At 70.4% G+C, this 23,287-nt stretch carries 18 protein-coding genes; 8 read left to right on the forward strand and 10 right to left on the reverse strand.

Features of this window, described 5'->3' with window-relative positions; all coding sequences use genetic code 11:
• Window positions 1-13: 13 nt before the first annotated feature.
• Entirely contained in the window at window positions 14-1,318 is a 1,305-nt protein-coding gene (locus GTY58_RS32645) for an MFS transporter (protein WP_010987679.1), read from the reverse strand.
• An 81-nt stretch (window positions 1,319-1,399) separates the two neighbouring features.
• Window positions 1,400-2,446: a S66 peptidase family protein gene (locus GTY58_RS32650; protein WP_037646825.1), complete on the reverse strand. Its 1,047-nt coding sequence runs from the start codon at window positions 2,444-2,446 to the stop codon at window positions 1,400-1,402.
• Between the two features lie 137 nt (window positions 2,447-2,583).
• Here GTY58_RS32650 and aroQ point away from each other — a divergent pair, with 137 nt between their 5' ends.
• Entirely contained in the window at window positions 2,584-3,027 is a 444-nt protein-coding gene (gene aroQ / locus GTY58_RS32655; RefSeq protein ID WP_037646950.1) for a type II 3-dehydroquinate dehydratase, read from the forward strand.
• A gap of 45 nt (window positions 3,028-3,072) precedes the next feature.
• Here aroQ and GTY58_RS32660 read toward each other — a convergent pair whose 3' ends face one another.
• The 5 genes from GTY58_RS32660 to GTY58_RS32680 all read right to left on the reverse strand — a co-directional run bounded on the left by GTY58_RS32660 (window position 3,073) and on the right by GTY58_RS32680 (window position 7,348).
• Complete coding sequence (locus tag GTY58_RS32660) at window positions 3,073-3,849, reverse strand: amino acid ABC transporter ATP-binding protein (protein ID WP_010987682.1); 777 nt, start codon at window positions 3,847-3,849, stop codon at window positions 3,073-3,075.
• Window positions 3,846-4,763, reverse strand: coding sequence for an amino acid ABC transporter permease (locus tag GTY58_RS32665; RefSeq protein ID WP_037646827.1), 918 nt, complete (start codon window positions 4,761-4,763; stop codon window positions 3,846-3,848). Before GTY58_RS32665 ends, GTY58_RS32660 begins: the two co-directional genes overlap by 4 nt.
• Window positions 4,760-5,638, reverse strand: a complete 879-nt coding sequence (locus GTY58_RS32670) for an ABC transporter substrate-binding protein (RefSeq protein WP_037646829.1) — start codon at window positions 5,636-5,638, stop codon at window positions 4,760-4,762. The genes GTY58_RS32665 and GTY58_RS32670 overlap by 4 nt, the downstream gene beginning before the upstream one ends.
• Window positions 5,639-5,994: 356 nt before the next feature.
• On the reverse strand, window positions 5,995-6,651 hold the full coding sequence (locus tag GTY58_RS32675) for an MBL fold metallo-hydrolase (RefSeq protein ID WP_010987685.1): 657 nt from the start codon (window positions 6,649-6,651) through the stop codon (window positions 5,995-5,997).
• A 10-nt stretch (window positions 6,652-6,661) separates the two neighbouring features.
• Complete coding sequence (locus GTY58_RS32680; protein ID WP_037646831.1) at window positions 6,662-7,348, reverse strand: maleylpyruvate isomerase family mycothiol-dependent enzyme; 687 nt, start codon at window positions 7,346-7,348, stop codon at window positions 6,662-6,664.
• Between the two features lie 224 nt (window positions 7,349-7,572).
• Between GTY58_RS32680 and uvrA the strand changes: the two genes are divergently transcribed.
• Window positions 7,573-10,602, forward strand: a complete 3,030-nt coding sequence (gene uvrA, locus GTY58_RS32685; RefSeq protein ID WP_010987687.1) for an excinuclease ABC subunit UvrA — start codon at window positions 7,573-7,575, stop codon at window positions 10,600-10,602.
• A gap of 396 nt (window positions 10,603-10,998) precedes the next feature.
• On the opposite strand, the gene GTY58_RS32690 is transcribed toward uvrA, so the two are convergent.
• Window positions 10,999-11,910: a carbohydrate kinase gene (locus GTY58_RS32690; protein ID WP_010987688.1), complete on the reverse strand. Its 912-nt coding sequence runs from the start codon at window positions 11,908-11,910 to the stop codon at window positions 10,999-11,001.
• A complete protein-coding gene (locus GTY58_RS32695) occupies window positions 11,907-12,956 on the reverse strand; it encodes a LacI family DNA-binding transcriptional regulator (protein ID WP_010987689.1) in 1,050 nt (349 codons plus the stop codon). The genes GTY58_RS32690 and GTY58_RS32695 overlap by 4 nt, the downstream gene beginning before the upstream one ends.
• Before the next feature lie 217 nt (window positions 12,957-13,173).
• Between GTY58_RS32695 and GTY58_RS32700 the strand changes: the two genes are divergently transcribed.
• The gene (locus tag GTY58_RS32700) at window positions 13,174-13,599 is read left to right on the forward strand and encodes a Rieske (2Fe-2S) protein (RefSeq protein ID WP_010987690.1); all 426 of its coding nucleotides are present in this window, start codon (window positions 13,174-13,176) and stop codon (window positions 13,597-13,599) included.
• Window positions 13,600-13,656: 57 nt separating this feature from the next.
• On the opposite strand, the gene GTY58_RS32705 is transcribed toward GTY58_RS32700, so the two are convergent.
• A complete protein-coding gene (locus GTY58_RS32705; RefSeq protein ID WP_010987691.1) occupies window positions 13,657-14,604 on the reverse strand; it encodes a hypothetical protein in 948 nt (315 codons plus the stop codon).
• 414 nt (window positions 14,605-15,018) lie between these two features.
• Here GTY58_RS32705 and uvrC point away from each other — a divergent pair, with 414 nt between their 5' ends.
• From uvrC to GTY58_RS32730, 5 genes are all read left to right on the forward strand, one after another.
• Complete coding sequence (uvrC, locus tag GTY58_RS32710; protein WP_010987692.1) at window positions 15,019-17,064, forward strand: excinuclease ABC subunit UvrC; 2,046 nt, start codon at window positions 15,019-15,021, stop codon at window positions 17,062-17,064.
• Window positions 17,061-18,074: an RNase adapter RapZ gene (rapZ, locus tag GTY58_RS32715; protein WP_010987693.1), complete on the forward strand. Its 1,014-nt coding sequence runs from the start codon at window positions 17,061-17,063 to the stop codon at window positions 18,072-18,074. Before uvrC ends, rapZ begins: the two co-directional genes overlap by 4 nt.
• Entirely contained in the window at window positions 18,071-19,138 is a 1,068-nt protein-coding gene (gene yvcK, locus GTY58_RS32720) for a uridine diphosphate-N-acetylglucosamine-binding protein YvcK (RefSeq protein WP_010987694.1), read from the forward strand. The genes rapZ and yvcK overlap by 4 nt, the downstream gene beginning before the upstream one ends.
• Window positions 19,129-20,118 (forward strand): DNA-binding protein WhiA, encoded by a 990-nt coding sequence (gene whiA / locus GTY58_RS32725; protein WP_010987695.1) that lies wholly within the window; start codon window positions 19,129-19,131, stop codon window positions 20,116-20,118. Before yvcK ends, whiA begins: the two co-directional genes overlap by 10 nt.
• A 167-nt stretch (window positions 20,119-20,285) precedes the next feature.
• Window positions 20,286-23,240 carry a M14 family metallopeptidase gene (locus GTY58_RS32730; protein WP_010987696.1) on the forward strand — a complete coding sequence of 985 codons (2,955 nt, stop codon included), beginning with the start codon at window positions 20,286-20,288 and terminating at the stop codon, window positions 23,238-23,240.
• The last annotated feature ends 47 nt before the right edge of the window (window positions 23,241-23,287 follow it).

Here is a 23,287-nt window from a genome sequence, read left to right on the forward strand (position 1 = left end):
CGGGTCCCGGCGTTCACTCCGTCGCCTGCACCGCCGTCATGCGCGGCACCGGCCGCGTCTCCGGAAGCAGCGCGAAGCAGCCCAGGCTGAGCAGCGCGATGGCCGTCAGATAGGCGCCGACGCCCCAGGGCACCCGCCCCTCGTGTTGCGCCAGCGCCGTGGCGACGATCGGCGTGAGCGCGCCGCCGAGCACTCCGCCCAGGTTGTAGCCCACGGCGGCGCCCGTGCAGCGCACCCGGGGCTCGTACAACTCCGGCAGATACGCGGCGATCACGGCGAACATCGTGATGAAGGCGATCAACGCCCCCAGGATGCCGAGGAACATCAGCACAGGCTCGCCGGTCGACAGCAGCGCGACCATCGGGAACATCCACAGCACGGCGCCCGCACAACCCGCGAGGCACAACGGCCGCCGCCCGTAACGGTCGCTCAGGTGGGCGGCCAGCGGCGTCAGGGAGCCCTTCACCACGACCGCGGCCATGATGCAGGCCAGCATGACGGTACGACTCACCCCCAGATGCTCGGTCGCGTAGGAGAGGGACCAGGTCGTCACCGCGTAGAACACCGCGTACCCGACTGCCAGCGCGCCGGCCGTCAGCAGCACCAGCCGCCAGTGTCCACGGACGACCTCGGCGAACGGCACGCGCGCGTGGTCGTCGATTTCGAGGAATCGAGGACTCTCCACCAGCGAACCGCGCAGCCACAGCCCGGCCGCCGCGAGCACCCCCGCCGCCCAGAACGGCACCCGCCACCCCCATGCCGCGAACTGGTCCTCGGACAGCGTCGCCGACAGGATCAGCAGACCGCCGTTGGCCAGCACGAACCCCAGGGACGGCCCGATCTGAGGGAAGCTCGACCACAGCCCACGCCGCCCCGCGGGCGCGTGCTCCGCGGTCAGCAGCACCGCCCCGCCCCACTCCCCGCCGAGCCCGAGGCCCTGGAGGAAACGCAGCACGAGGAGGAGCACGGGAGCTGCCGTACCGATCCTGTCGTACGTCGGTACGCAGCCGACAGCGACGGTGGCCGCGCCGGTCAGCAGCAGGGAGCCGACGAGGACCGGCCGCCGCCCGCGCCGGTCCCCGATGTGCCCGAACAGCACCGAACCGAGCGGCCGTGCCACGAAGCCGGCCCCGAACGTGACGAACGCCGCGAGCGTCCCCGCCACCGGTGAGAACGTCGGGAAGAACAGCGGCCCCAGTACCAGGGCGGCAGCGGTCCCGTAGACGAAGAAGTCGTAGAACTCGATGGCCGTCCCGGCGAGCGAGGCGGCCGCGAGCCGGAGCATGGAGGGCGCCTTCACGGTGCGTACGTCGTGCATGCCGCGTCAACTACCCACGGTGACGGACGGTTACGGGGGCGCGCGGGAGCGCCCTCAGCGTCAGCGGGAGCGCCCGCGGCGTCAGTACGTCACGGTGATGCGCCGGGCGGGCCCGTCGACCCGTACGACACCGCCGTACGGGATGACCACCTGGGGATCCGTGTGTCCGAGATCCACATCGAAGACGGCCATGGTGTCGGGGGCATATATCTTCAGGGCGCGCAGTACGCTCTCGCGCTGCTCGGCGGCGTAACGTGCGCCTTCCTCCGGGCTGTTGGGGCGTTCGAAGGACCACGTCCTGGCGCGGCCCATCAGCAACGCCGGGAAGCGTCGCAGCAGTCCGCGCTCGCCCATGTTCCGGAGGATGATGAAGACCTCCTCCCCGCTGGGCATGTCCTCCGAGGTCTCCAGGAAGAGCACTCCGCCGTCGTACACAGCGAGGTCCCGCGAGATCTCACGGTCGGCCATCAGCAGCCAGGAGACGATCTCCAGACAGCCGCCCCAACTGCGTCCCTCGACCACACGGTCGGCGTTCACCCAGGACCAGCCGTACCCGGGCCGGGTCTCCGGCTCCGACTCGAAGGTCGCCGGATCCGCCCAGTCCCGGCTGACGTCGCCCCACCGAGGGGCGGGCTTCAGCTCGTACTCGCCGGAGGTGAAGAGGGCGGCCCGCAGGGAGTCGGCGGAGATCGAGGCCATCGCGCCGGGCCGGCCGAACTCGACCATCACCGTGCCGCCGTGATAGCTCACGATCCCCGTGTTCCACAGGAACGCGTGCAGGTTGGTGTTGTCGCTGTACCCGAAGAACGGCTTCGGGTTCGCGCGGATCAACTCCCGGTCCAACAGCGGCAGCACGGTGATCTGGTCCTCGCCGCCGATCGACGCGATGACCGCCTTGACGGTCGGGTCGGCGAACGCCGCGTGGATGTCGTCCGCCCTCTCCCGCGGGGTGGAGCCCATCCTGCGGGTCGCCGGATACTCGACGGGCACCAGCCCGAACTCCTCGCGCAGCCGCTTCAGGCCCAGTTCGTGGGGGAGCGGGAGAAGCCCCGGCAGCCCCGAGGACGGCGAGATCACGGCTATGCGGTCGCCCCGTACGGGCTTGGGAGGGTACGACGGTGCGGTCATGGGGGGAGGGTACGGGCGGTCAGCTGTTTGACGCACCGTGATAAACCGGGACCGAGCAGCGGTCCTCAAGGGCCGGCAGACCCGAACGGACCGGAGGAACCGTGCCCCGCACCCGAACCCTCGCCAACGCCCCGATCATGATCCTCAACGGGCCCAACCTGAACCTCCTCGGGCAGCGCCAGCCGGAGATCTACGGCTCCGACACGCTGGCCGACGTGGAGGCCCTGTGCGCCAAGGCGGCGGCCGCGCACGGCGGTACGGTGGACTTCCGGCAGTCCAACCACGAGGGCGAGCTGGTGGACTGGATCCACGAGGCACGGCTGCACCACGTCGGGATCGTGATCAACCCGGCCGCCTACTCGCACACCTCCGTGGCGATCCTGGATGCGCTCAACACCTGTGACGGGCTGCCGGTGGTGGAGGTCCACATCTCCAACATCCACCAGCGCGAGGAGTTCCGGCACCACTCGTACGTCTCCCTGCGCGCCGACGGGGTGATCGCGGGCTGCGGGGTGCAGGGCTACGCGTTCGCCGTGGAGCGGGTCGCGGCGCTGGCGGAGACGGGCCGGGCGGACGCCTAGAGCGGGGGCCGCGGGCGGGAGCCGGCGCTGTTGCCCGTCATGGCCCTAGCCCTCCTGAAGCCGCCCCGCCTCCACGATCCGGTGCAGAAAGCGCCGCGTGCGCTCCTGCTGCGGGTCGCCGAACACCTGCTCGGCCGTGCCGCGCTCCAGCACCACACCGCCGTCCAGGAAGCACACCTGGTCGGCGACCTCGCGGGCGAAGCCCATCTCGTGCGTGGCCAGCACCATGGTCATCCCGTCGTCCTTCAGGTCCCGGACGACGGCCAGGACCTCTCCCACGAGCTCCGGGTCGAGCGCGGCGGTGATCTCGTCGAGGAGCAGCAGCCGGGGTCGTACGGCCAGGGCCCGGACGATCGCGGCGCGCTGCTGCTGGCCGCCGCTGAGCCGGTCCGGGTACTCGGTCGCCTTGGCGCCCAGCCCGAGCCGGTCGAGCAGCTCGCGCGCGTGCTCCTCGGCCGCCGCGCGCCCCACGCCGTGCACCCGGCGCGGCGCGAGGGTGATGTTCTCCAGCACGGTCATGTGCGGAAAGAGGTTGTACGCCTGGAAGACCACGCCGATCCGGCGGCGCACCGCGTCCTGGTCGGCACGCGGATCGGTGATCTCCTCGTCGTCCAGCCAGATCGCGCCGTCGTCGATCTCCTCCAGCAGATTGGCGCAGCGCAGCAGCGTCGACTTGCCGGACCCCGACGCGCCGATCAGAGCGGTCACCGTGTGCGGGGCGACCTCCAGATCGACGTCCCGCAGCACGACGGAACCGCCGAAGGTCTTGCGGACGGACTCCATGCGCAGGACCGGGGACCCGTCCGTGGACGTGGTGCTCATAGGGTTCCTCCCTGCGCCCGCTGCCGGTCCATCCGGGCCGTGACCCAGTCCGTGAAGCGGGTCATCGGAATGGTCAGCGCGACGAAGAGCAGTCCCGCGACGATGTACGGCGTGTAGTTGAGGCTGCGGCCCACGATGATGTCGGCGGCCCGCACCGCGTCCACCGCGCCACCGATCGAGACGAGCCCGGTGTCCTTCTGGAGGGACACCAGGTCGTTGAGCAGCGGCGGCACCTGGCGGCGTACGGCCTGGGGGAGCACCACGTGGCGCAGCGCCTGCCGGTTGGTGAGCCCGAGCGAGCGGGCCGCGGCGCGCTGCGAGGGGTGGACGGACTCGATGCCGGCGCGGAACACCTCGGCGACGTACGCCGAGTACGTCAGCGTGAGCGCCGTACCGCCGAGGAGCACCGGGTCCACGGTGACCCCTTGCAGCCGCAGTGCGGGGACGCCCAGGACCACGATCATCAGGTTGATGATCAGTGGGAGCCCGCGGAAGAAGTCGGTGTACGCGGCGGCGAGCGCCCGCAGCGGGAAGAACACCGGGCCGCGCAGGGTGCGGGCGATGGCGATGAGCATGCCCAGGACGAGCACGGCGGCGCCGCACACCAGCAGCAGCCGGACGTTGAGCCACAGCCCTTCGAGGACCTTGGGGAGCGCCTCGCGCGCGTACTGCGCGTCGAAGAAGGTTTCCTTGGTGCGTGGCCAGCCGGGTGCGCCGACAACGACGAAGTAGAGGACGACGCCGGTGATCAGGGTCGAGAGCGCGGCGATCGCGGTGGCGCGGCGGGCGCGGGTGCGCTTGTAGCGCTCGCGTTCGATGCGCCGTGGCGAGGGGACGTACGCGTCGCCCCCGCCGGACATGTCACCCCTGTCGTCCGCGTCCTCCTGGCCGGACTCCTCCTTGGTGACGGTCACTTGAGCACCGGGGCGTCGACGGCCTCGGAGAGCCACTGCTTCTCGATCTTCGCCAGCGTGCCGTCCTTGCGCAGGGCGTCCACCGCGGAGGTCACGCACGAGGTGAGGGCGCTGCCCTTGTCGAGGACGAGTCCGAACTGCTCGGGCGTGCCGCCCTGGTTCTCGAACTGCCCGACGATCTTCGCGTCGGTCACCTCGGCGGCGGTGATGTAGAACGCCGTCGGCAGGTCGACCACGATGGCGTCGACCTGACCGTTCTTCAGCGCGGACTTGGCCTGGTCGTTCTTGGCGTACGCGGCCGGCTCCTGGGTCGGCTTCACGACGTCGTTGATGTAGTCGAGGCTCGTGGTGCCGACCTGAGCGCCCAGCTTCAGGCCCTTCAGGTCCGCGACGCTCTTCGCCTTGGCGGCCTTGGAGCTCTTCAGTGCGATGACGGCCTGGCGCACGTCGTAGTAGCCGGAGGAGAAGTCCACGGCCTTCTTGCGCTCGGTGCTGATCGAGACCTGGTTGATGTCGAAGTCGAACGTCTTCTCACCGGGTGCGAAGGCCTTGTTGAAGGGGACGCTCTGCCACACCACGTTCCCCTTGGCGTAGCCGAGCTGCTTCGCCACGGCGTACGCGACCGCAGACTCGAAGCCCTTGCCGCTGGCGGGCTTGTCGTCCTTGAACCAGGGCTCGTACGCGGGCTCGTCGGTCGCGATCGTCAGCTTGCCGGAGGTCTTGGTCTGCAACGTGCTCTTCGCGCAGCTCTCCGCGCTCGTTCCGGAGGCCGTGGCTTTGTCCTCCGGCTGCGGGGCACAGCCCACGGCGACGGCGAGCAGGGCGACAGTGGCGGCGGACGCGGTGCGACGCAGGGCGCGTTGGGCGAGATGCATGGCGGGAGAGTGGCAGTGCGGCGTCCTGTTTGTCGAGGTCACGGGGGCAACTGTCCGCATAGTGGGAACGCGTGTTGCATTTTTGTGAACGCTCGTGGGATCGGGACCGGGGGCGGACGCGCACGCCGGGGCCGCCGGCCGAGGGCGGGGGTCGAAAGGCCGGCGGCCCGTTCCGCGCAGGAGCCGTCATCCTGTGCGGGGCTGTCTCCAGTGGACTACGCCAGTGTGCGCGCCGGGAGCGCGCGCGTGACACCGGCGCGTGCGCTCGGTTCACACGGGGCGCGTGACGGCGTGCGCGGTGGCGAGCCCTCGCGCGAGGCCGAGGGCTCGTCGACTCCTGCTGGGCGGCGGGTGGTTCACCAGCCCCGCGCGTGCCACTCCGGCAGGTGCGGCCGCTCCGCGCCCAGCGTGGTGTCGTTGCCGTGGCCGGGGTAGACCCACGACTCGTCCGGGAGCACGTCGAAGATCTTCGTCTCGACGTCGCGGATGAGGCTGGCGAAGGCCTTCGGGTCCTTACGTGTGTTGCCCACACCGCCCGGGAAGAGACAGTCCCCGGTGAACACATGAGGGTGCCCGTGCGGGTCGTCGTAGACGAGGGCGATCGAGCCCGGTGTGTGGCCCACCAGATGGCGTGCGGTCAGCTCCACGCGCCCCACTCGGATGGTGTCGCCGTCGTCGACCGGGACGTCCGTCGGGACGGGGATGCCTTCGGCGTCGTCCCGGCCCGCGTACGTACGCGCGCGCGTGACCGCCACGACCTCGGCGAGCGCCTGCCAGTGGTCGCCGTGCTGATGGGTGGTGACGACGGACGCGATGCCGTCGTCACCGATCATCCCGAGCAGCGTCCCGGCCTCGTTGGCCGCGTCGATCAGCAACTGCTCGTCGGTGGCCCGGCAGCGCAGCAGATAGGCGTTGTTGTCCATCGGACCCACCGCGATCTTCGTGATCATCAGGTCCTGCAGCTCGTGCACATCGGCAGGGCCGCCGACCTTCACCGCTCCGCTGTACGTCATGACGATCAGCCTATAGCGGGGGGAGGGCGGGGAGTGGTCCGCCGTCGACGGTCAGTGCCGATCCGTCGCGACGACCGGCGAGCCAGCCGAGCAGATCGGCCTGACGGCCGGTGACGACGAGCGGTTCTCCCTCGCGGCGGCCGGAGGAGATCATGCGGCCGTCGTCCTGCTTGACCAGGAGGGCGGGTACGTCGGGGTGCCCCCGGAACCGTTCGGCGAGGAAGTTGATCTCGCGCTGGGTGAACCCCTCCGGAAGATCTTCGAGCTCGTACCCGATGCCCAGGTCCACATGGTGCAGCTCGACCTCCACCCACCGCCGGAACGGCACCCGGGACGCGGAATCGGTGACCCCGTTCCGCAGCTCCACCGTGCGGGACCAGTCCGCGGGTACGGCCGCCTCGTCCTGGAAGCGGGCCCCGCTCTCGCGTACATCGGTGACCTGGACGTCCAGGGGGCGCGGTGCGTCCCGCTCGATGTCGGCGTCCCGGACATCGGCGGAGGCGTACATCGGACGTCCGGCGAGGACGTTCGTGAGCGCGTCCGCGTTGCGGGCGAGATGGGCGAGGACGTGACCGCGGCTCCAGCCGGGCAGCCGTGACGGCTCGGTCACACGGGCGTTGTCCAGTTTGGTGGCTGCGGTGAGCAGCCGTTCGGTCGCGTCACGTACAGACGCCAGGTCGCGCACATGATCGTTCATGGGGCCGACGATAGCGGCGCCACACGTTTGGGTGAAGGTGGCTGAGCGGACCCGTAAATCGAATGCGCGTGCTATATGGTCGAGAGTGGCGTCGGGCATGCTGGAAGGTCCGGGATTGTTACCAACCAGGTAAACCGAACCGGCGCTGTCAGTGGCTCCCCCTAGTCTGAGAAAGACGGGGGCCTCGGCCCCTGTCACTTCTCTCAAGAAAGGTGCGGACCGGCGTGGCCGACCGTCTCATCGTCCGTGGCGCGCGCGAGCACAACCTCAAGAATGTCTCGCTCGACCTGCCACGCGACTCGCTCATCGTCTTCACGGGCCTGTCTGGGTCGGGCAAGTCCTCGCTGGCCTTCGACACGATCTTCGCCGAGGGGCAGCGCCGCTACGTCGAGTCGCTCTCGTCGTACGCCCGGCAGTTCCTCGGCCAGATGGACAAGCCGGACGTGGACTTCATCGAGGGCCTCTCCCCGGCGGTCTCCATCGACCAGAAGTCGACCTCGCGCAACCCGCGCTCGACGGTCGGCACCATCACAGAGGTTTACGACTATCTGCGTCTGCTGTTCGCGCGCATCGGCAAGCCGCACTGCCCCGAGTGCGGCCGCCCGATCTCGCGCCAGTCGCCGCAGGCCATCGTCGACAAGGTCCTGGAGCTGCCGGAGGGCAGCCGCTTCCAGGTCCTGTCGCCCCTGGTGCGCGAACGCAAGGGAGAGTTCGTCGACCTGTTCGCCGATCTCCAGACCAAGGGATACAGCCGTGCCCGGGTCGACGGCCAGACGATCCAGCTCAGCGACCCGCCCACGCTGAAGAAGCAGGAGAAGCACACCATCGAGGTGGTCATCGACCGCCTCACGGTGAAGGAAGGCGCCAAGCGCCGCCTCACGGACTCCGTGGAGACCGCCCTCGGCCTGGCCGGTGGCATGGTCGTGCTCGACTTCGTCGACCTCCCCGAGGACGACCCCGAGCGCGAGCGCATGTACTCGGAGCACCTGTACTGCCCGTACGACGACCTGTCCTTCGAGGAGCTGGAGCCCCGCTCCTTCTCCTTCAACTCGCCGTTCGGCGCCTGCCCCGACTGCTCCGGCATCGGTACGCGCATGGAGGTCGACGCCGAGCTGATCGTCCCGGACGAGGAGAAGTCCCTCGACGAGGGCGCCATCCACCCCTGGTCGCACGGACACACCAAGGACTACTTCGGCCGGCTGATCGGGGCCCTCGCGGACGCGTTGGGATTCCGGACCGACATCCCCTTCGCCGGTCTCCCGCAGCGCGCCAAGAAGGCACTGCTTTACGGCCACAAGACCCAGATCGAGGTCCGCTACCGCAACCGGTACGGGCGCGAGCGTGTGTACACCACGCCCTTCGAAGGGGCCGTCCCCTTCGTCAAGCGGCGGCACAGCGAGGCCGAGAGCGACGCGAGCCGCGAGCGCTTCGAGGGCTATATGCGCGAGGTCCCCTGTCCCACCTGCCAGGGCACGCGTCTGAAGCCGCTCGTCCTCGCGGTCACGGTCATGGAGAAGTCGATCGCCGAGGTCGCGGCGATGTCCATCAGCGACTGCGCGGACTTCCTGGGCAAGCTGAAGCTCAACGCCCGCGACAAGAAGATCGCCGAACGCGTCCTGAAGGAGGTCAACGAGCGGCTGCGCTTCCTGGTCGACGTCGGCCTCGACTACCTGTCGCTGAACCGCGCGGCCGGCACCCTGTCCGGCGGCGAGGCCCAGCGCATCCGCCTGGCCACGCAGATCGGCTCCGGCCTCGTCGGCGTCCTGTACGTCCTCGACGAGCCGTCCATCGGTCTGCACCAGCGCGACAACCACCGGCTGATCGAGACCCTGGTCCGGCTGCGCGACATGGGCAACACGCTCATCGTCGTGGAGCACGACGAGGACACCATCAAGGTCGCCGACTGGATCGTCGACATCGGCCCCGGTGCGGGCGAGCACGGCGGCAAGGTCGTGCACAGTGGCTCCCTGAAGGAGCTGCTGGCCAACGCCGAGTCGCAGACCGGCCAGTACCTGTCCGGCAAGAAGTCCATCCCCCTGCCCGACATCCGACGCCCGCGCGACCCGTCCCGGCAGCTCACGGTGCACGGCGCCCGTGAGAACAACCTCCAGGACATCGACGTGTCGTTCCCGCTGGGCGTCCTCACTGCCGTCACGGGCGTGTCCGGCTCCGGCAAGTCGACGCTGGTCAACGACATCCTGTACACACACCTGGCCCGCGAGCTGAACGGCGCGAGGAGCGTCCCCGGCCGACACACGCGCGTGGACGGCGACGACCTCGTCGACAAGGTGGTGCACGTCGACCAGTCGCCCATCGGCCGCACCCCCCGGTCCAACCCGGCCACGTACACCGGAGTCTTCGACCACGTCCGCAAGCTGTTCGCGGAGACGACCGAGGCGAAGGTGCGCGGCTATCTGCCCGGACGCTTCTCCTTCAACGTCAAGGGCGGTCGCTGTGAGAACTGCTCCGGTGACGGCACCATCAAGATCGAGATGAACTTCCTGCCGGACGTGTACGTCCCGTGCGAGGTCTGCCACGGAGCGCGCTACAACCGGGAGACCCTGGAGGTCCACTACAAGGGCAAGTCCATCGCCGACGTCCTGAACATGCCGATCGAGGAGGCCATGCACTTCTTCGAGGCCGTCCCGGCGATCGCCCGCCATCTGAACACGCTGAACGACGTCGGCCTCGGCTACGTCCGCCTCGGCCAGTCCGCGACGACCCTGTCCGGCGGCGAGGCGCAGCGCGTGAAGCTGGCCAGCGAGCTCCAGCGGAGGTCCACCGGAAGAACGGTGTACGTCCTCGACGAGCCGACCACCGGTCTCCACTTCGAGGACATCAGCAAGCTCCTCGTCGTGCTCTCCGGGCTGGTCGACAAGGGCAACACGGTCATCGTCATCGAGCACAACCTCGACGTCATCAAGACCGCGGACTGGGTCGTCGACATGGGCCCCGAGGGCGGCGCCGGCGGCGGTCTCGTCGTCGCCGAGGGCACGCCGGAGGAGGTCGCCGGGGTGCCGACGAGCCACACCGGCAAGTTCCTGCGCGAGATTCTCGACGCCGATCGCATCAGCGACGCGGCGTCCGTGAAGGCCCCGCGCAAGACGGCCGCCAGGAAGACGGCAGCGGCCAAGTCGACGACGAAGAAGACGGCGACGGTCAGGACCACCAACAACACGGCCACCAAGAAGGCGGCCGCCGTGACGAAGAAGACCGCCCCCGCGAAGAAGACCACGCGGGCGCGCAAGGCCTGAGGCACACTGGCGAACAAGGCCTGACAAGTCCGGAAAACGCGGCGCCCCACGGGAACTCCCCGTGGGGCGCCGTGCGTTGTACGGTCAGCCGCCCTGACCCTGGGCTCGACGAACCGCATGTCCGACTGGACCCTGCACCCTGCAGCTTGACAACATCACCTAGCGGCCCGGCCTCGAAGTCAAGACTGAAGTGACCGCGCCGGATCTCACCCGTCGCCTCGAACCCGGCGAGCCTCCGCCCGTCCGCCAAGAAGGATCTGCGCGTCGCCAGGATGCCCACGTCACCAGGGACTGTTCCGGAGTGCCGTGCTCCCGCCGGCCCGGCCTGACCCGGTCTGGCCCGGATCCGCGGACCGCCCCGCCGATCCGGCCCACCGACCCGCCGCCGGACCGGCTCTAGAACGCGCCCAGTTCAGAGGCGTACGGAGGTTCCGCACCCGCCCGTGAGCAGGTGATCGCCGCCGCCCGGGCGGCGAACCGGAGCAGTTCGGTCCAGCCCTCCGCGTCCAAGCCCGCGAGCCCTTCCGGAGACAGGGCGTCGCGGGCGGCCAGGCCGTGCAGCAGGGCCGCGTTGACGGTGTCGCCGGCACCGATCGTGTCCACCACGTCGACCGGTTCACCCGGCACGGAGTGCTCCGCGCCGTCCCGGGTGAAGACGGTCAGTCCGTCGCCGCCCCGGGTGAGCACCACGGCCGAGGGGCCCGAGGCCAGCCACTCGCGCGGGCTGCCGCCCAGCCACGTGGCGTCGTCCTCGGAGAGCTTGAGCAGCGTCACCGACGCCAGCCAGCTCTTGAAACGCGCCCGATAGGCGTCCGGGTCGGGGATCAGTCCCGCCCGGATGTTCGGATCGAGCGTGGTGAACAGGCCCTGCGCGGCGGCGCTCCGCAGCAGTTCCTCGTAGGCGCTCGCGCCCGGCTCCAGGACCAGTGAGCAGGTACCGAAGGACACCGCCCGCGTGGCGCCCGGCAGCCGGTCCGGTGCCGCGAACTGCCGGTCCGCCGTGCCGTCGACGTAGAAGGAGTACGCGGCCGAGCCGTGCTCGTCGATCGTGGCGACCGCGAGGGTGGTCGGCTCGGCCCCGCGCTGCACCGCCGACACATCGACGCCCGCTGTGCGCAGCCCGTCGAGCAGGGCCTCACCGAAGGCGTCCCGCGAGGTGCGGGAGCAGAAGGCCGTGGGGGAGCCGAGCCGGCCGAGGGCGACGGCCGTGTTGTAGGGGCCGCCGCCGAGTGCCGGCTTGAGGCCGGCGAGCGCGCCCGCGCCCTGCGGTACCAGGTCGATCAGGGCCTCACCGGCGACGACGATCACGAGACGGGTCCCTTCTCGGAGCTGTGGGGGTGGTCGGGGCAGCCGCACGAGGTGCGGTGGACGAACGTGCTGGGCAACCGCAGGGTGCGGGAGGGCCGGTCCGGCGCGGCCAGCCGGTCCAGGAGCAGGCGTACGGCCTGTGCCCCGATCTCCTTGCTGGGCTGGGAGATCACGGTGAGCCGGGGTGCGAACAGGTCCGCCCAGGCGAAGTCGTCGAAGCAGCACAGCGCCAGATCGTCCGGCACCGACAGGCCGCGCCCGCGCAGCGCGCGCAGGGCGCCGATGGTCATCGCGTTGTTGGCGGTGACGAGCGCCGTGGGGGGAGCCGCGAGCGACAGCAGGGCGGTGGTGGCGCGCTCGGCGCCCGCCGCCTCGGAGTCGCCCCGCGCCACGAGCCGCTCGTCGTGGGGGAGCCCGGCGGCCGCCAGGCCGTGCCGGTAACCGGAGAGCCGCTCGTTCGTGGTGCTCAGCCCGGGCAGCCCGGCGACCAGACCGATGCGCCGGTGGCCGAGGTCGGCGAGATGCGTGACCAGCCGGGCCATCGGCTCGGCGTTCTCGGCGCCGACCTGGTCGAAGCGGGCGGTGCCGTCCGAGGGGACGTCGACCAGCCGGTCGAGGAACACGGTCGGTACGTCGTGCCGCCCGAGGTAGGCGACGAGGTCGCCCGGGTCCGCCGACGGCGCGACGATCATGCCGTCCACGCGTCGTTCGTGCAGGAGCCGGACGACCCGCTGCTCGTGCTTCGGGTCGTCGTGCGGATCGGCGATGAGCAGGCTGTACCCGTGCTCCAGCGCACCTGCCTCGACGCCCTGGAGGATCTCCGTGAAGTACGGGTTGCTGATCGCCGACACCGCGAGTCCGATCGACCTGGTGCGCGAGGTGACGAGGGAGCGGGCGAGGGTGTTCGGCGTGTAGCCCAGTTCGTCGACGGCGTCCAGGACCGCCTGCCGGGTGTGGGGCAGTACCGGGCGGGTGTCGTTCAGCACGTGCGAGACGGTGGCCACGGACACCCCCGCGCTTCGCGCCACGTCGGCCATGGTCGCCATCGTGTCCCCCTCCCTGGGCCCTGCGGCAAGGCTCCTCGGGCCTCATGGCCGGGAACGTATCTCATTCGGCGGCCGGGCGTAAACGCTTGCGCAAGCGTTTACGCCGACTCTGGCCGGCCCGGGGCGCAGTGATCCATGCCGGTATCGTCGACGGCACGTGCCGACCCCTGGTCACCCCCGGTCGGCATGCACCGCCCCCTGACCAGTGGAGATCCTCATGCCCGGCCGTCCCGCCGCGAGCCGTCGTACCGTCCTTCGAGGAGCGGCGCTCACCCCGGTCGCCGGGCTCGGCCTCGCGGCCTGTTCGTCGGGAGCGGACGGCGGTTGGCCGGCCACGCCCACCGCGCCGGTCGAGCTGGGCGCGGAGAGCGAGATCCCCAAGGGCGCCGCGAAGCTGTACCGGGACGCGAACGTCGTGGTGAGCCGGGCCGGGGACGGGTCCCTGAAGGCGTACAGCACGATCTGCACGCACGCGGGGTGCGCCATCAACAAGCTGGCGGGGACGACCCTCACCTGCCCCTGTCACGGCAGCGAGTTCGATGCCACGAACGGCAAGGTGCTGCAGGCCCCGGCGACCGAGCCGCTGCACGAGCTGTCCGTCGAGGCCAGGAACGGCAAGATCGTCGCGGGCTCGGGCGCCTAGGTCATTCCGCCGAGGGCCCCCGGCCCTGGGACGGAGACCCCGCGGACACGCCTCAGCTCACTCCCAGTCCCACCCGATCCCCACGATCCCCGACCGCACCCTCGGCTCGACCAGGTGGACCGAGCGGTGTTGTCCGCTCAGCGACAGCTCCTGGCGGCCGCTGCGCGGGGCGGCGGCCGAGTGCTGGGTGAACCGGTGGCAGCGCACCGGCAGCGCCGCTTCGTCGAACCGCACCTGAAGCGCGTACTGCCCGCCGGGGAAGCCGAACCCGCGAACGTACTCGCTGGACGGGCCGGCCGTGCCGTCGTCGAAGCCGTAGCGGAAGAGGAACGTATCTCCTGAGCGCAGCCGGGTGTCGAAGAGCAGCTCGGCCACCAGCACCCCCGTCTCGGGGTGCCGGCGCACCCGCCCCGTACGGCAGTTCTCCAGCGCGCGCACCGCCATCCGCTCCGGAGCGCACCCCGGGTCACCGTGGTGGACGGCCACATAGCGGTCCACGCCATCCTTGTGCGCACGCACTATGTGGTGCGAATCGCGGCCCAGCAGCTCGCGGTGGGCCCCGATCCGTACGCGTTCGTGGTGGCCGAGGGTGTGCAGTCCGCCGTCGAGCGGCGACCCCAACTCGGCGAACAGTCGCTCCAGCACCCCCGAAGCCTCCACCAGGGAGCGGTACGAACGGCTCCCGGGACGGTCGGCGCCGGGTTGCTCGTCGGCCGTGGCGAGCAGCCGGATCAGCGACTCGTCCGGCAGCTGGAGGATCTCCTCCAGCGCGCGTACGGCCCGCAGCGACTCGGGGCGCTGCGGCCGCCGGGCGCCCTGCTGCCAGTAGCTCAGGCTCGTCACGCCGACCTTGACCCCGTACCGCGACAGATGGTGCTGCACGCGCTGCAAGGGCAGCCCGCGGGCGGCGATCGCGGTGCGCAGCGCCACATGGAAGGGTCCGCCGCGCAGCGCCGTCTCCAACTCGTCCGTGGCGAGGTCCGCGTGCTGTGTGCCGTGCCGCATGCAGGGGGCCTTTCTGTGAGTGTTCACGACGGCTGGTCGGGCCGTTCGCGTACGGGGTCGTCGGGGCCGCCCGGTGGGCGTGCGGGGCGTGCTCGCAGGTGGGCGCGGTGTGCGGACCCCGAGTTCCACCGCATTGAAGCGTGTTGCCCAAGCTCCGACAACACCTGATGCGCAACCTGCTGAACTGCGGCGTCCGGATGCGCTCCCTCCTTCGCCGGCGCCCTCGTGGCCGTCACCTCGCACGTCTTTCACCTCGACGACGTCCTCGCATCGTTGCCCAGCACCTCCCGAATGGCCCGAGCCGACCCCGGCATCGGCCGCCGCCCGTGGGCCACGGCGACGGTCCGCCGGGCAGGCCCCGGCCTTGTCCACAGGGTCGCCGCGCTGTCAGCCCCCGCCAGTAGGGTGTGAGACATGGCCGACCCCTCCAGCTACCGCCCCAAGCCGGGAGAGATCCCGGACTCACCCGGGGTCTACAAATTCCGCGACGAGCACCACCGGGTGATCTACGTCGGGAAGGCGAAGAGCCTGCGCCAGCGCCTGGCGAGCTACTTCCAGGACCTGGCGGGCCTCCACCCGCGCACCCGCACCATGGTCACCACAGCGGCGTCCGTGGAGTGGACGGTGGTGTCCACGGAGGTCGAGGCGCTGCAGCTGGAGTACTCCTGGATCAAGGAGTACGACCCCCGGTTCAACGTCAAGTACCGCGACGACAAGAGCTACCCGTACCTCGCCGTGACGATGAACGAGGAGTTCCCGCGGGTGCAGGTGATGCGCGGCCACAAGCGCAAGGGCGTGCGGTACTTCGGGCCGTACGGGCACGCGTGGGCGATCCGCGACACCGTCGACCTGCTGCTGCGCGTCTTCCCCGTCCGTACCTGCTCGGCCGGCGTCTTCAAGAACGCCGCCCGCACCGGCCGCCCCTGCCTCCTCGGCTACATCGGCAAGTGCTCGGCGCCCTGCGTGGAGCGCGTCTCCGCCGAGGAGCACCGTGAACTCGCCGAGGAGTTCTGCGACTTCATGGCAGGCCGCACGGGTACGTACATCCGCCGCCTGGAGCGGCAGATGACGGACGCGGCCGAGGAGATGGAGTACGAGAAGGCCGCTCGGCTGCGCGACGACATCGGGGCCCTGAAGAAGGCCATGGAGAAGAACGCGGTCGTGCTCGCCGACGCGACCGACGCGGACCTGATAGCGGTCGCCGAGGACGAGCTGGAAGCGGCCGTGCAGATCTTCCACGTACGCGGCGGACGCGTACGCGGCCAGCGCGGCTGGGTCACCGACAAGGTCGAGGCCGTCACCACCGCGGATCTCGTCGAGCACGCCCTCCAGCAGCTCTACGGCGAGGAGACCGGCGACTCCGTGCCCAAGGAGGTTCTCGTCCCCGCGCTGCCCGACCCCGTGGAGCCCGTCCAGGAATGGCTCACCGGGCGCCGCGGATCGATCGTGTCGCTGCGCATTCCGCAGCGCGGCGACAAGAAGTCCCTGATGGAGACCGTGCAGCGCAACGCCCAGCAGTCGCTCGCGCTGCACAAGACCAAGCGCGCCTCCGACCTGACCACCCGCTCGCGCGCCCTGGAGGAGATCGCCGAGGCGCTCGACCTGGACAGCGCGCCCCTCAGGATCGAGTGCTACGACATCTCGCATCTCCAGGGCGACGACGTCGTGGCCTCCATGGTGGTCTTCGAGGACGGACTCCAGCGCAAGAGCGAGTACCGGCGCTTCCAGATCAAGAGCTTCGAAGGCCAGGACGACGTCCGCTCCATGCACGAGGTGATCACCCGCCGCTTCAGGCGCTACCTCTCCGAGAAGGAGAGGACCGGCGAGTGGGCCGACGGTGACCTGAAGGACGGTGAGCTGAAGGACGACGAGGGCCGCCCCAAGCGCTTCGCCTACCCGCCGCAGCTGGTCGTCGTCGACGGCGGCCAGCCCCAGGTCGCGGCCGCCAAGAGGGCGCTCGACGAGCTCGGCATCGACGACATCGCCGTCTGCGGCCTCGCCAAGCGTCTGGAGGAGGTCTGGCTGCCGGACGACGGCGACCCGGTCGTCCTGCCCCGCACCAGCGAGGGCCTCTACCTGCTCCAGCGCGTCCGTGACGAGGCGCACCGCTTCGCGATCACCTACCAGCGCACCAAACGCGCCAAGCGTTTCCGGGCGAGCCCCCTGGATGACGTGGCGGGTCTCGGCGAGACTCGCAAACAGGCGCTGATCAAGCATTTCGGCTCAGTGAAGAAGCTGCGATCCGCGACCATCGACCAGATCTGTGAGGTTCCGGGCATCGGCCGCAAGACGGCCGAGACGATCGCCGTGGCCTTCGCCCAGGCGGCCCCGGCCGTCCCCGCCGTGAACACGGCGACTGGAGAGATCATGGAAGACGAGGAACCCGGGACGACGGCGGGTTCCTCCCAGGAGCCCGTGTCCGCGGGCACCTCGGACGAGCGACGGGGGCAGGAGACATGACCGAGCACGAAGAGCGCCAAGAAGAACGCTCAGCGCAGGGCCAGGAAGCGCACAAGGAATCAGGCGAGGATCAGGCCCCGCAGCAAGCGGCACAGGAAAACGGAGCACAGGTGAGTACGGGCATCGAAACAGCCGGGGTCCCCGACGCGGTCATCCCCGAGCTGGTGATCATCTCCGGCATGTCCGGAGCCGGCCGGTCGACGGCCGCCAAGTGTCTCGAGGACCTCGGCTGGTTCGTCGTCGACAACCTCCCGCCCGCGCTGATCCCCACCATGGTGGAGCTCGGCGCCCGCTCCCAGGGCAACGTGGCCAGGATCGCGGTCGTCGTCGACGTACGCGGCCGACGCTTCTTCGACAACCTCCGCGAGTCCCTCGCCGACCTGGAGTCGAAGAACGTCACCCGGCGGATCGTCTTCCTGGAGTCCTCCGACGAGGCCCTGGTCCGCCGCTTCGAGTCCGTGCGCCGCCCGCACCCCCTTCAGGGCGACGGCCGCATCGTCGACGGCATCGACGCCGAGCGCGAGCTCCTGCGCGAGCTGCGCGGCGACGCCGACCTGGTGATCGACACCTCCAGCCTGAACGTGCACGAGCTGCGCGCCAAGATGGACGCCCAGTTCGCGGGAGACGAGGAGCCCGAGCTGCGGGCCACCGTCATGTCCTTCGGCTTCAAGTACGGCCTCCCGGTCGACGCCGACCTGGTCGTGGACATGCGGTTCCTGCCCAACCCGCACTGGGTCCCGGAGCTGCGCCCCTTCACCGGCCTCAACGAGGAGGTCTCGGCGTACGTCTTCAACCAGCCCGGCGCCAAGGAGTTCCTCGACCGCTACGCCGAGCTGCTCCGGCTCATCGCCGCCGGCTACCGGCGCGAGGGCAAGCGCTATGTGACCATCGCCGTCGGCTGCACCGGTGGCAAGCACCGCTCGGTCGCCACGTCCGAGAAGCTCGCCGCCCGGCTGGCCGCCGAGGGAGTGGAGACGGTCGTCGTCCACCGGGACATGGGCCGAGAATGACCGGACGTGCTCTGCGGCTGAGCAGGCTGCGCCGCATGGCCCCCGAGGAGCGCGGCGGCAAGGCCCCCGAGGCGCGCGGCGGCAAGCCGCGCCGCCGGGGCGCCCAGCCCAAGGTCGTCGCCCTCGGCGGCGGCATGGGCCTGTCCGCCTCGCTCGCCGCCCTGCGCCGGATCACCGGCGACCTCACCGCCGTCGTCACGGTGGCCGACGACGGCGGCTCCAGCGGGCGCCTGCGCGACGAGCTGGGCGTGCTCCCGCCCGGCGACCTGCGCAAGGCCCTCGCGGCGCTGTGCGGCGACGACGACTGGGGCCAGACCTGGGCCCGCGTCATCCAGCACCGCTTCCAGTCCCAGGGAGACCTGCACGAGCACGCCGTCGGCAATCTGCTGATCGTCGCCCTGTGGGAGCAGCTCGGGGATCACGTCCAGGCCCTCGACCTGGTCGGCAAGCTGCTGGGCGCGCACGGCCGGGTGCTGCCCATGTCCGCCGTGCCCCTGGAGCTCCAGGCGCTGGTCAAGGGACATGACCCGGACCGGCCCGAGGACATCGACACCGTCCGGGGCCAGGCGACCGTCGCGCTCACGCCCGGCGAGGTGCAGTCCGTGCACGTCGTGCCGCACGACCCGCCGGCCGTGCCCGAGGCCGTCGCGGCGGTCCTCGACGCGGACTGGGTGGTGCTCGGACCCGGCTCCTGGTTCTCCTCGGTGATCCCGCACCTCCTGGTGCCCGAACTCCTGGACGCCCTCTCGCAGACGAAGGCGCGCCGGGTACTCTCGCTGAACCTCGCCCCGCAGCCCGGAGAAACCGATGGCTTCTCCCCGCAGCGTCATTTGGAGGTTTTGGGACGACACGCCCCTAAACTCGCCCTGGACGTGGTGCTGGCCGACGAGGCCGCCGTGCCCGACCGAGAGTCGCTCACCGATGCCGCCAAGCGGTTCGGGGCAGCGGTCGAGCTGGCGCCGGTGGCCCGGACCGACGGTTCTCCTCGGCACGACCCGGAGCTGTTGGCCGCCGCGTACGACCGTATTTTTCGGATGCATGGAAGGATCGGCCCATGGCGATGACGGCAGCGGTGAAGGACGAGATTTCCCGGCTTCCCGTCACCCGGACCTGCTGCAGAAAGGCAGAGGTCTCGGCGATCCTGCGGTTTGCGGGCGGCCTGCACCTGGTGAGCGGCCGGATCGTGATCGAGGCGGAGCTGGACACCGCGATGGCGGCCCGCCGCCTCAAACGGGACATCCTGGAGATCTTCGGCCACAGCTCCGAACTGATCGTGATGGCGCCCGGCGGACTGCGCCGCGGCTCCCGCTATGTCGTCCGCGTGGTCGCGGGCGGCGACCAGCTGGCCCGCCAGACCGGCCTCGTCGACGGCCGTGGCCGTCCGATCCGCGGGCTGCCCCCGCAGGTGGTCTCGGGGGCCACCTGCGACGCCGAGGCGGCCTGGCGCGGCGCGTTCCTGGCCCACGGCTCGCTGACCGAGCCCGGCCGCTCCTCCTCCCTGGAGGTGACCTGCCCGGGCCCGGAGGCCGCCCTCGCCCTCGTCGGCGCCGCCCGCCGCCTGTCGATCGCGGCGAAGGCCCGCGAGGTGCGGGGCGTGGACCGCGTGGTCGTACGGGACGGTGACGCCATCGGCGCCCTCCTCACCCGCCTCGGCGCGCACGAGTCCGTGCTGGCCTGGGAGGAGCGGCGGATGCGCCGCGAGGTCCGCGCCACGGCGAACCGTCTCGCCAACTTCGACGACGCCAACCTGCGCCGCTCGGCCCGCGCCGCCGTCGCCGCCGGTGCCCGGGTGCAGCGCGCGCTGGAGATCCTCGCCGACGAGGTGCCGGAGCACCTCGCGGCCGCAGGGCGGCTGCGCATGGAGCACAAACAGGCCTCCCTGGAGGAGCTGGGCGCGCTCGCCGACCCGCCGTTGACCAAGGACGCCGTCGCCGGCCGTATCCGCCGTCTGCTGGCCATGGCCGACAAGCGCGCGCAGGACCTCGGCATCCCGGGCACGGAGTCCAACCTCACCGAGGAGATGGCAGACAACCTCGCAGGCTGACGCGCGAGGAACGACGCAGGCCGAGAGTCCAACACGCCGGTGCCGACACCCACTTGGGTGGTCGGCACCGGCGTTTCGCTGTCTTTGAGGCGCCCTTGACTCGATCATGGAGTGTCATGAGCCTGGCATCTGTTCGCTGCTGTGGCGAACCACTGCAAGGGGGGCTCATGAGACGAAGAGCGAGATCGATCCTCGCTGCCGGCGCGCTGCTGCTCGGGGGAGCGGGCATGGCGCCCATCGCCCAGGCGGACAGCGGCAGTTCGCCCAAGCCGGATGCGGACGCCGTGAAGGTGTTCCGCGCCGAGGTCACGAAGCAGCAGGTACCCCTGCTGCTCGCGGCCGGGCAGGACGGCCATGAACTCGGTGCACAGGCGCCGGAGAAGGGCACGGCCACGGTCGAGGTCTACCTCACCGACAAGCAGGCCCGGAAGCTGGAGAAGCAGGGTGTGGAGCTCACCGAGCACACACTTTCGGCCAAGGCCGAGGCGCGTGTCGAGGACGCGGCGCAGGGCGTGTTCCGCCCGTACAGCGGAAAGGGCGGTCTCGAGGAGGAGATCGTCAGGACGGGCGCGGCCCACCCCGACCTCACCAAGGTCGTCTCCATCGGCAAGACCCTGAACGGCCAGGACATCCTCGCGCTCAAACTGACCAAGGGCGCGAAGAAGACCAAGGACGGCGCCAAGCCCTCCGCGCTGTACATGTCCAACCAGCACGCGCGCGAGTGGATCACGCCCGAGATGACCCGGCGGCTGATGCACTACTACTTGGACAACTACTCCAAGGACAAGCGCATCAAGAAGATCGTCGACTCGACGGAACTGTGGTTCGTCCTCTCGGCCAACCCCGACGGCTACGACTACACGTTCCAGAACTCCGACACGCGTCTGTGGCGCAAGAACCTGCGGGACGTCAACGGCGACGGCACGATCAGCACCGGCGACGGCGTCGACCTCAACCGCAACTTCTCCTACAAGTGGGGCTACGACGACGAGGGTTCGTCCCCCAACCCCACCAGCCAGACCTACCGCGGCGCGAGCCCCGGCTCCGAGCCCGAGACCAAGGCCCTGGACGCCTTCGAGAAGCGCATCGGCTTCACGTACGGCATCAACTACCACTCCGCCGCCGAACTGCTCCTCTACGGAGTGGACTGGCAGGTGGCGACGCCGAGCCCGGACGACATCGCCTACAAGTCCCTCGCCGGTACGCCGGACAACTCCGCGGTCCCGGGCTACCGCCCGCAGGTTTCCTCGGAGCTGTACACCACCAACGGCGAGGCGGACGGCCACGCCTCGAACGTCAACGGCATGGCGATGTTCACGCCCGAGATGTCGACGTGCCAGACCGCGTCGGACATCGACCCGAACGACACCTGGAACGCGGCCGACTGCCAGTCGGTCTTCAACTTCCCGGACGACGAGAAGCTGATCAAGCAGGAGTTCGAGAAGAACATCCCGTTCGCGCTCTCCGTCGCCGAGACCGCCGCCCATCCCGACAAGCCGTCCTCCACGGTGGGCATCGACGCGCCCGACTTCACCCCGGCGACGTTCTCCACGTCGTACTCCCGCGGCGCCGACCAGGAGGTCTCCGTCGTCGTACGCAAGTCCGTGCGCGACAAGGAGCTCAAGTACCGCGTCAACGCCGGCCGCACCGAGGACATGGCGCTCAAGGCCTGGAAGGGCGGCGAGACGTACGGGGGCGACGACAACCTGTACTTCGACGAGTACCGCACCAAGGTCCAGGACGGCGAGCCGGGCGACAAGGTCGAGGTCTGGTTCACCGGCGAGACCAGGAGCGGCAAGAAGACGTCCAGTGCGCACTTCACGTACACCGTGGCCGAGCGGCCGAAGGCGGACACCCTCGTGGTCGCCGAGGAGGGCGCGACCGCCACACAGGCCCAGAAGTACGTCGACGCCCTGAAGGCCAACGGCCACAAGGCGCTCGTCTGGGACGTCGCCACCCAGGGCGCGCCCGACGCGCTCGGCGTGCTCGACCACTTCAAGACCGTCGTCCACTACACGGGCGCGGCCCGGCCGGGCAACCCCACCCAGCTCCAGCTGCGCGCCTTCCTCAACGAGGGCGGCAAGCTGATCGAGGCGGGCGAGCTGGCGGGCGGCAGCGTCGACCTCGGCGACGGCACCCTGTCGAACGACTTCAGCCAGTACTACCTGGGCGCCTATTCGCGTACGTCGACTCCGGGGGCCAACGGCTTCACCGGCTCCGGCAAGCTCGACGGGTCCACGGGCGCCCTGGGCGACGCGCCGGGCAACCCGCTGAACGCGGCGGGCACCTACGGCGTCACCTCGGACGAGCTGTCCGTCGCCACGTATCCGCAGTTCGCGAGCGCCGGTGCGGGCCAGTTCGCCGGGACCGTCAACCCGTACGGACCGCACGGGGGCTCCTCCATGGCGGCCGCCGTCCACACCGACGACGCCTACAAGCGACTCACCCGCACCATCGATCTCACCGGGGTGGGCGCGGCCGACAAGCCGACCCTGCGCACCCAGCTCCTGTGGGACACGGAGCCCGGCTACGACCACGCGGTGCTGGAGATCCACACCACCGGCGCCGACGACTGGACGACCCTCCCCGAGGCGGGCGGCGCCACCGGAGCCACCGTCCCGGCGGACTGTGAGGCAGGGTTCCTCGTCGCCGAGCACCCCTGGCTCAAGCACTACCTGACCGTGGCGGCCGGCGGCTGCACCGCGACCGGCACCAGCGGCTCCTGGAACAGCTTCACCGGCGCCTCCACCGGATGGCAGCAGGTCGGCTTCGACCTGAGCGCGTACGCCGGCAAGTCGGTCGAGGTCTCGCTGAGCTACATCACCGACCCGAGCTCCGGCGGTCACGGTGTCCTCGCCGACGACGCCTCCCTCGTCGTCGGTGGCACCGCCACCCAGGCGGAGGGCTTCGAGACCTCGCTCGGGGCCTGGAGCGTGCCCGGACCGCCCGCGGGCAGCCCGGCCGTCCTCAAGGACTGGGCGCGCTCCGGAGCGCTCTTCAAGACCTACGGAGCGGTCACCACGCGTGACACCGTGCTGTTCGGCTTCGGCCTGGAGCACGTCACCGCGGCGGCCGACCGTACGGCGCTGATCGGGAAGGCGCTGACGGCGCTGGGTGGCTGACTCCGGTCGGTCAACGGCAGTTGGTGTCGTGTAACCGAAACGAGTGG

Origin of the sequence: Streptomyces sp. SID5469 (assembly GCF_009862865.1) — a bacterium.
Lineage (GTDB): Bacteria > Actinomycetota > Actinomycetes > Streptomycetales > Streptomycetaceae > Streptomyces > Streptomyces avermitilis.

What these genes read in the sequence shown, in the direction of transcription:
- GTY58_RS32645 (WP_010987679.1), bottom strand. Translation starts at nt 1,318, where the DNA reads ATGCACGACGTACGCACCGTGAAGGCGCCCTCCATGCTCCGGCTCGCG.
- GTY58_RS32650 (WP_037646825.1), bottom strand. Translation starts at nt 2,446, where the DNA reads ATGACCGCACCGTCGTACCCTCCCAAGCCCGTACGGGGCGACCGCATA.
- aroQ (WP_037646950.1), top strand. Translation starts at nt 2,584, where the DNA reads ATGATCCTCAACGGGCCCAACCTGAACCTCCTCGGGCAGCGCCAGCCG.
- GTY58_RS32660 (WP_010987682.1), bottom strand. Translation starts at nt 3,849, where the DNA reads ATGAGCACCACGTCCACGGACGGGTCCCCGGTCCTGCGCATGGAGTCC.
- GTY58_RS32670 (WP_037646829.1), bottom strand. Translation starts at nt 5,638, where the DNA reads ATGCATCTCGCCCAACGCGCCCTGCGTCGCACCGCGTCCGCCGCCACT.
- GTY58_RS32675 (WP_010987685.1), bottom strand. Translation starts at nt 6,651, where the DNA reads ATGACGTACAGCGGAGCGGTGAAGGTCGGCGGCCCTGCCGATGTGCAC.
- GTY58_RS32680 (WP_037646831.1), bottom strand. Translation starts at nt 7,348, where the DNA reads ATGAACGATCATGTGCGCGACCTGGCGTCTGTACGTGACGCGACCGAA.
- GTY58_RS32695 (WP_010987689.1), bottom strand. Translation starts at nt 12,956, where the DNA reads ATGGCGACCATGGCCGACGTGGCGCGAAGCGCGGGGGTGTCCGTGGCC.
- GTY58_RS32700 (WP_010987690.1), top strand. Translation starts at nt 13,174, where the DNA reads ATGCCCGGCCGTCCCGCCGCGAGCCGTCGTACCGTCCTTCGAGGAGCG.
- GTY58_RS32705 (WP_010987691.1), bottom strand. Translation starts at nt 14,604, where the DNA reads ATGCGGCACGGCACACAGCACGCGGACCTCGCCACGGACGAGTTGGAG.
- uvrC (WP_010987692.1), top strand. Translation starts at nt 15,019, where the DNA reads ATGGCCGACCCCTCCAGCTACCGCCCCAAGCCGGGAGAGATCCCGGAC.
- rapZ (WP_010987693.1), top strand. Translation starts at nt 17,061, where the DNA reads ATGACCGAGCACGAAGAGCGCCAAGAAGAACGCTCAGCGCAGGGCCAG.
- yvcK (WP_010987694.1), top strand. Translation starts at nt 18,071, where the DNA reads ATGACCGGACGTGCTCTGCGGCTGAGCAGGCTGCGCCGCATGGCCCCC.
- whiA (WP_010987695.1), top strand. Translation starts at nt 19,129, where the DNA reads ATGGCGATGACGGCAGCGGTGAAGGACGAGATTTCCCGGCTTCCCGTC.
- GTY58_RS32730 (WP_010987696.1), top strand. Translation starts at nt 20,286, where the DNA reads ATGAGACGAAGAGCGAGATCGATCCTCGCTGCCGGCGCGCTGCTGCTC.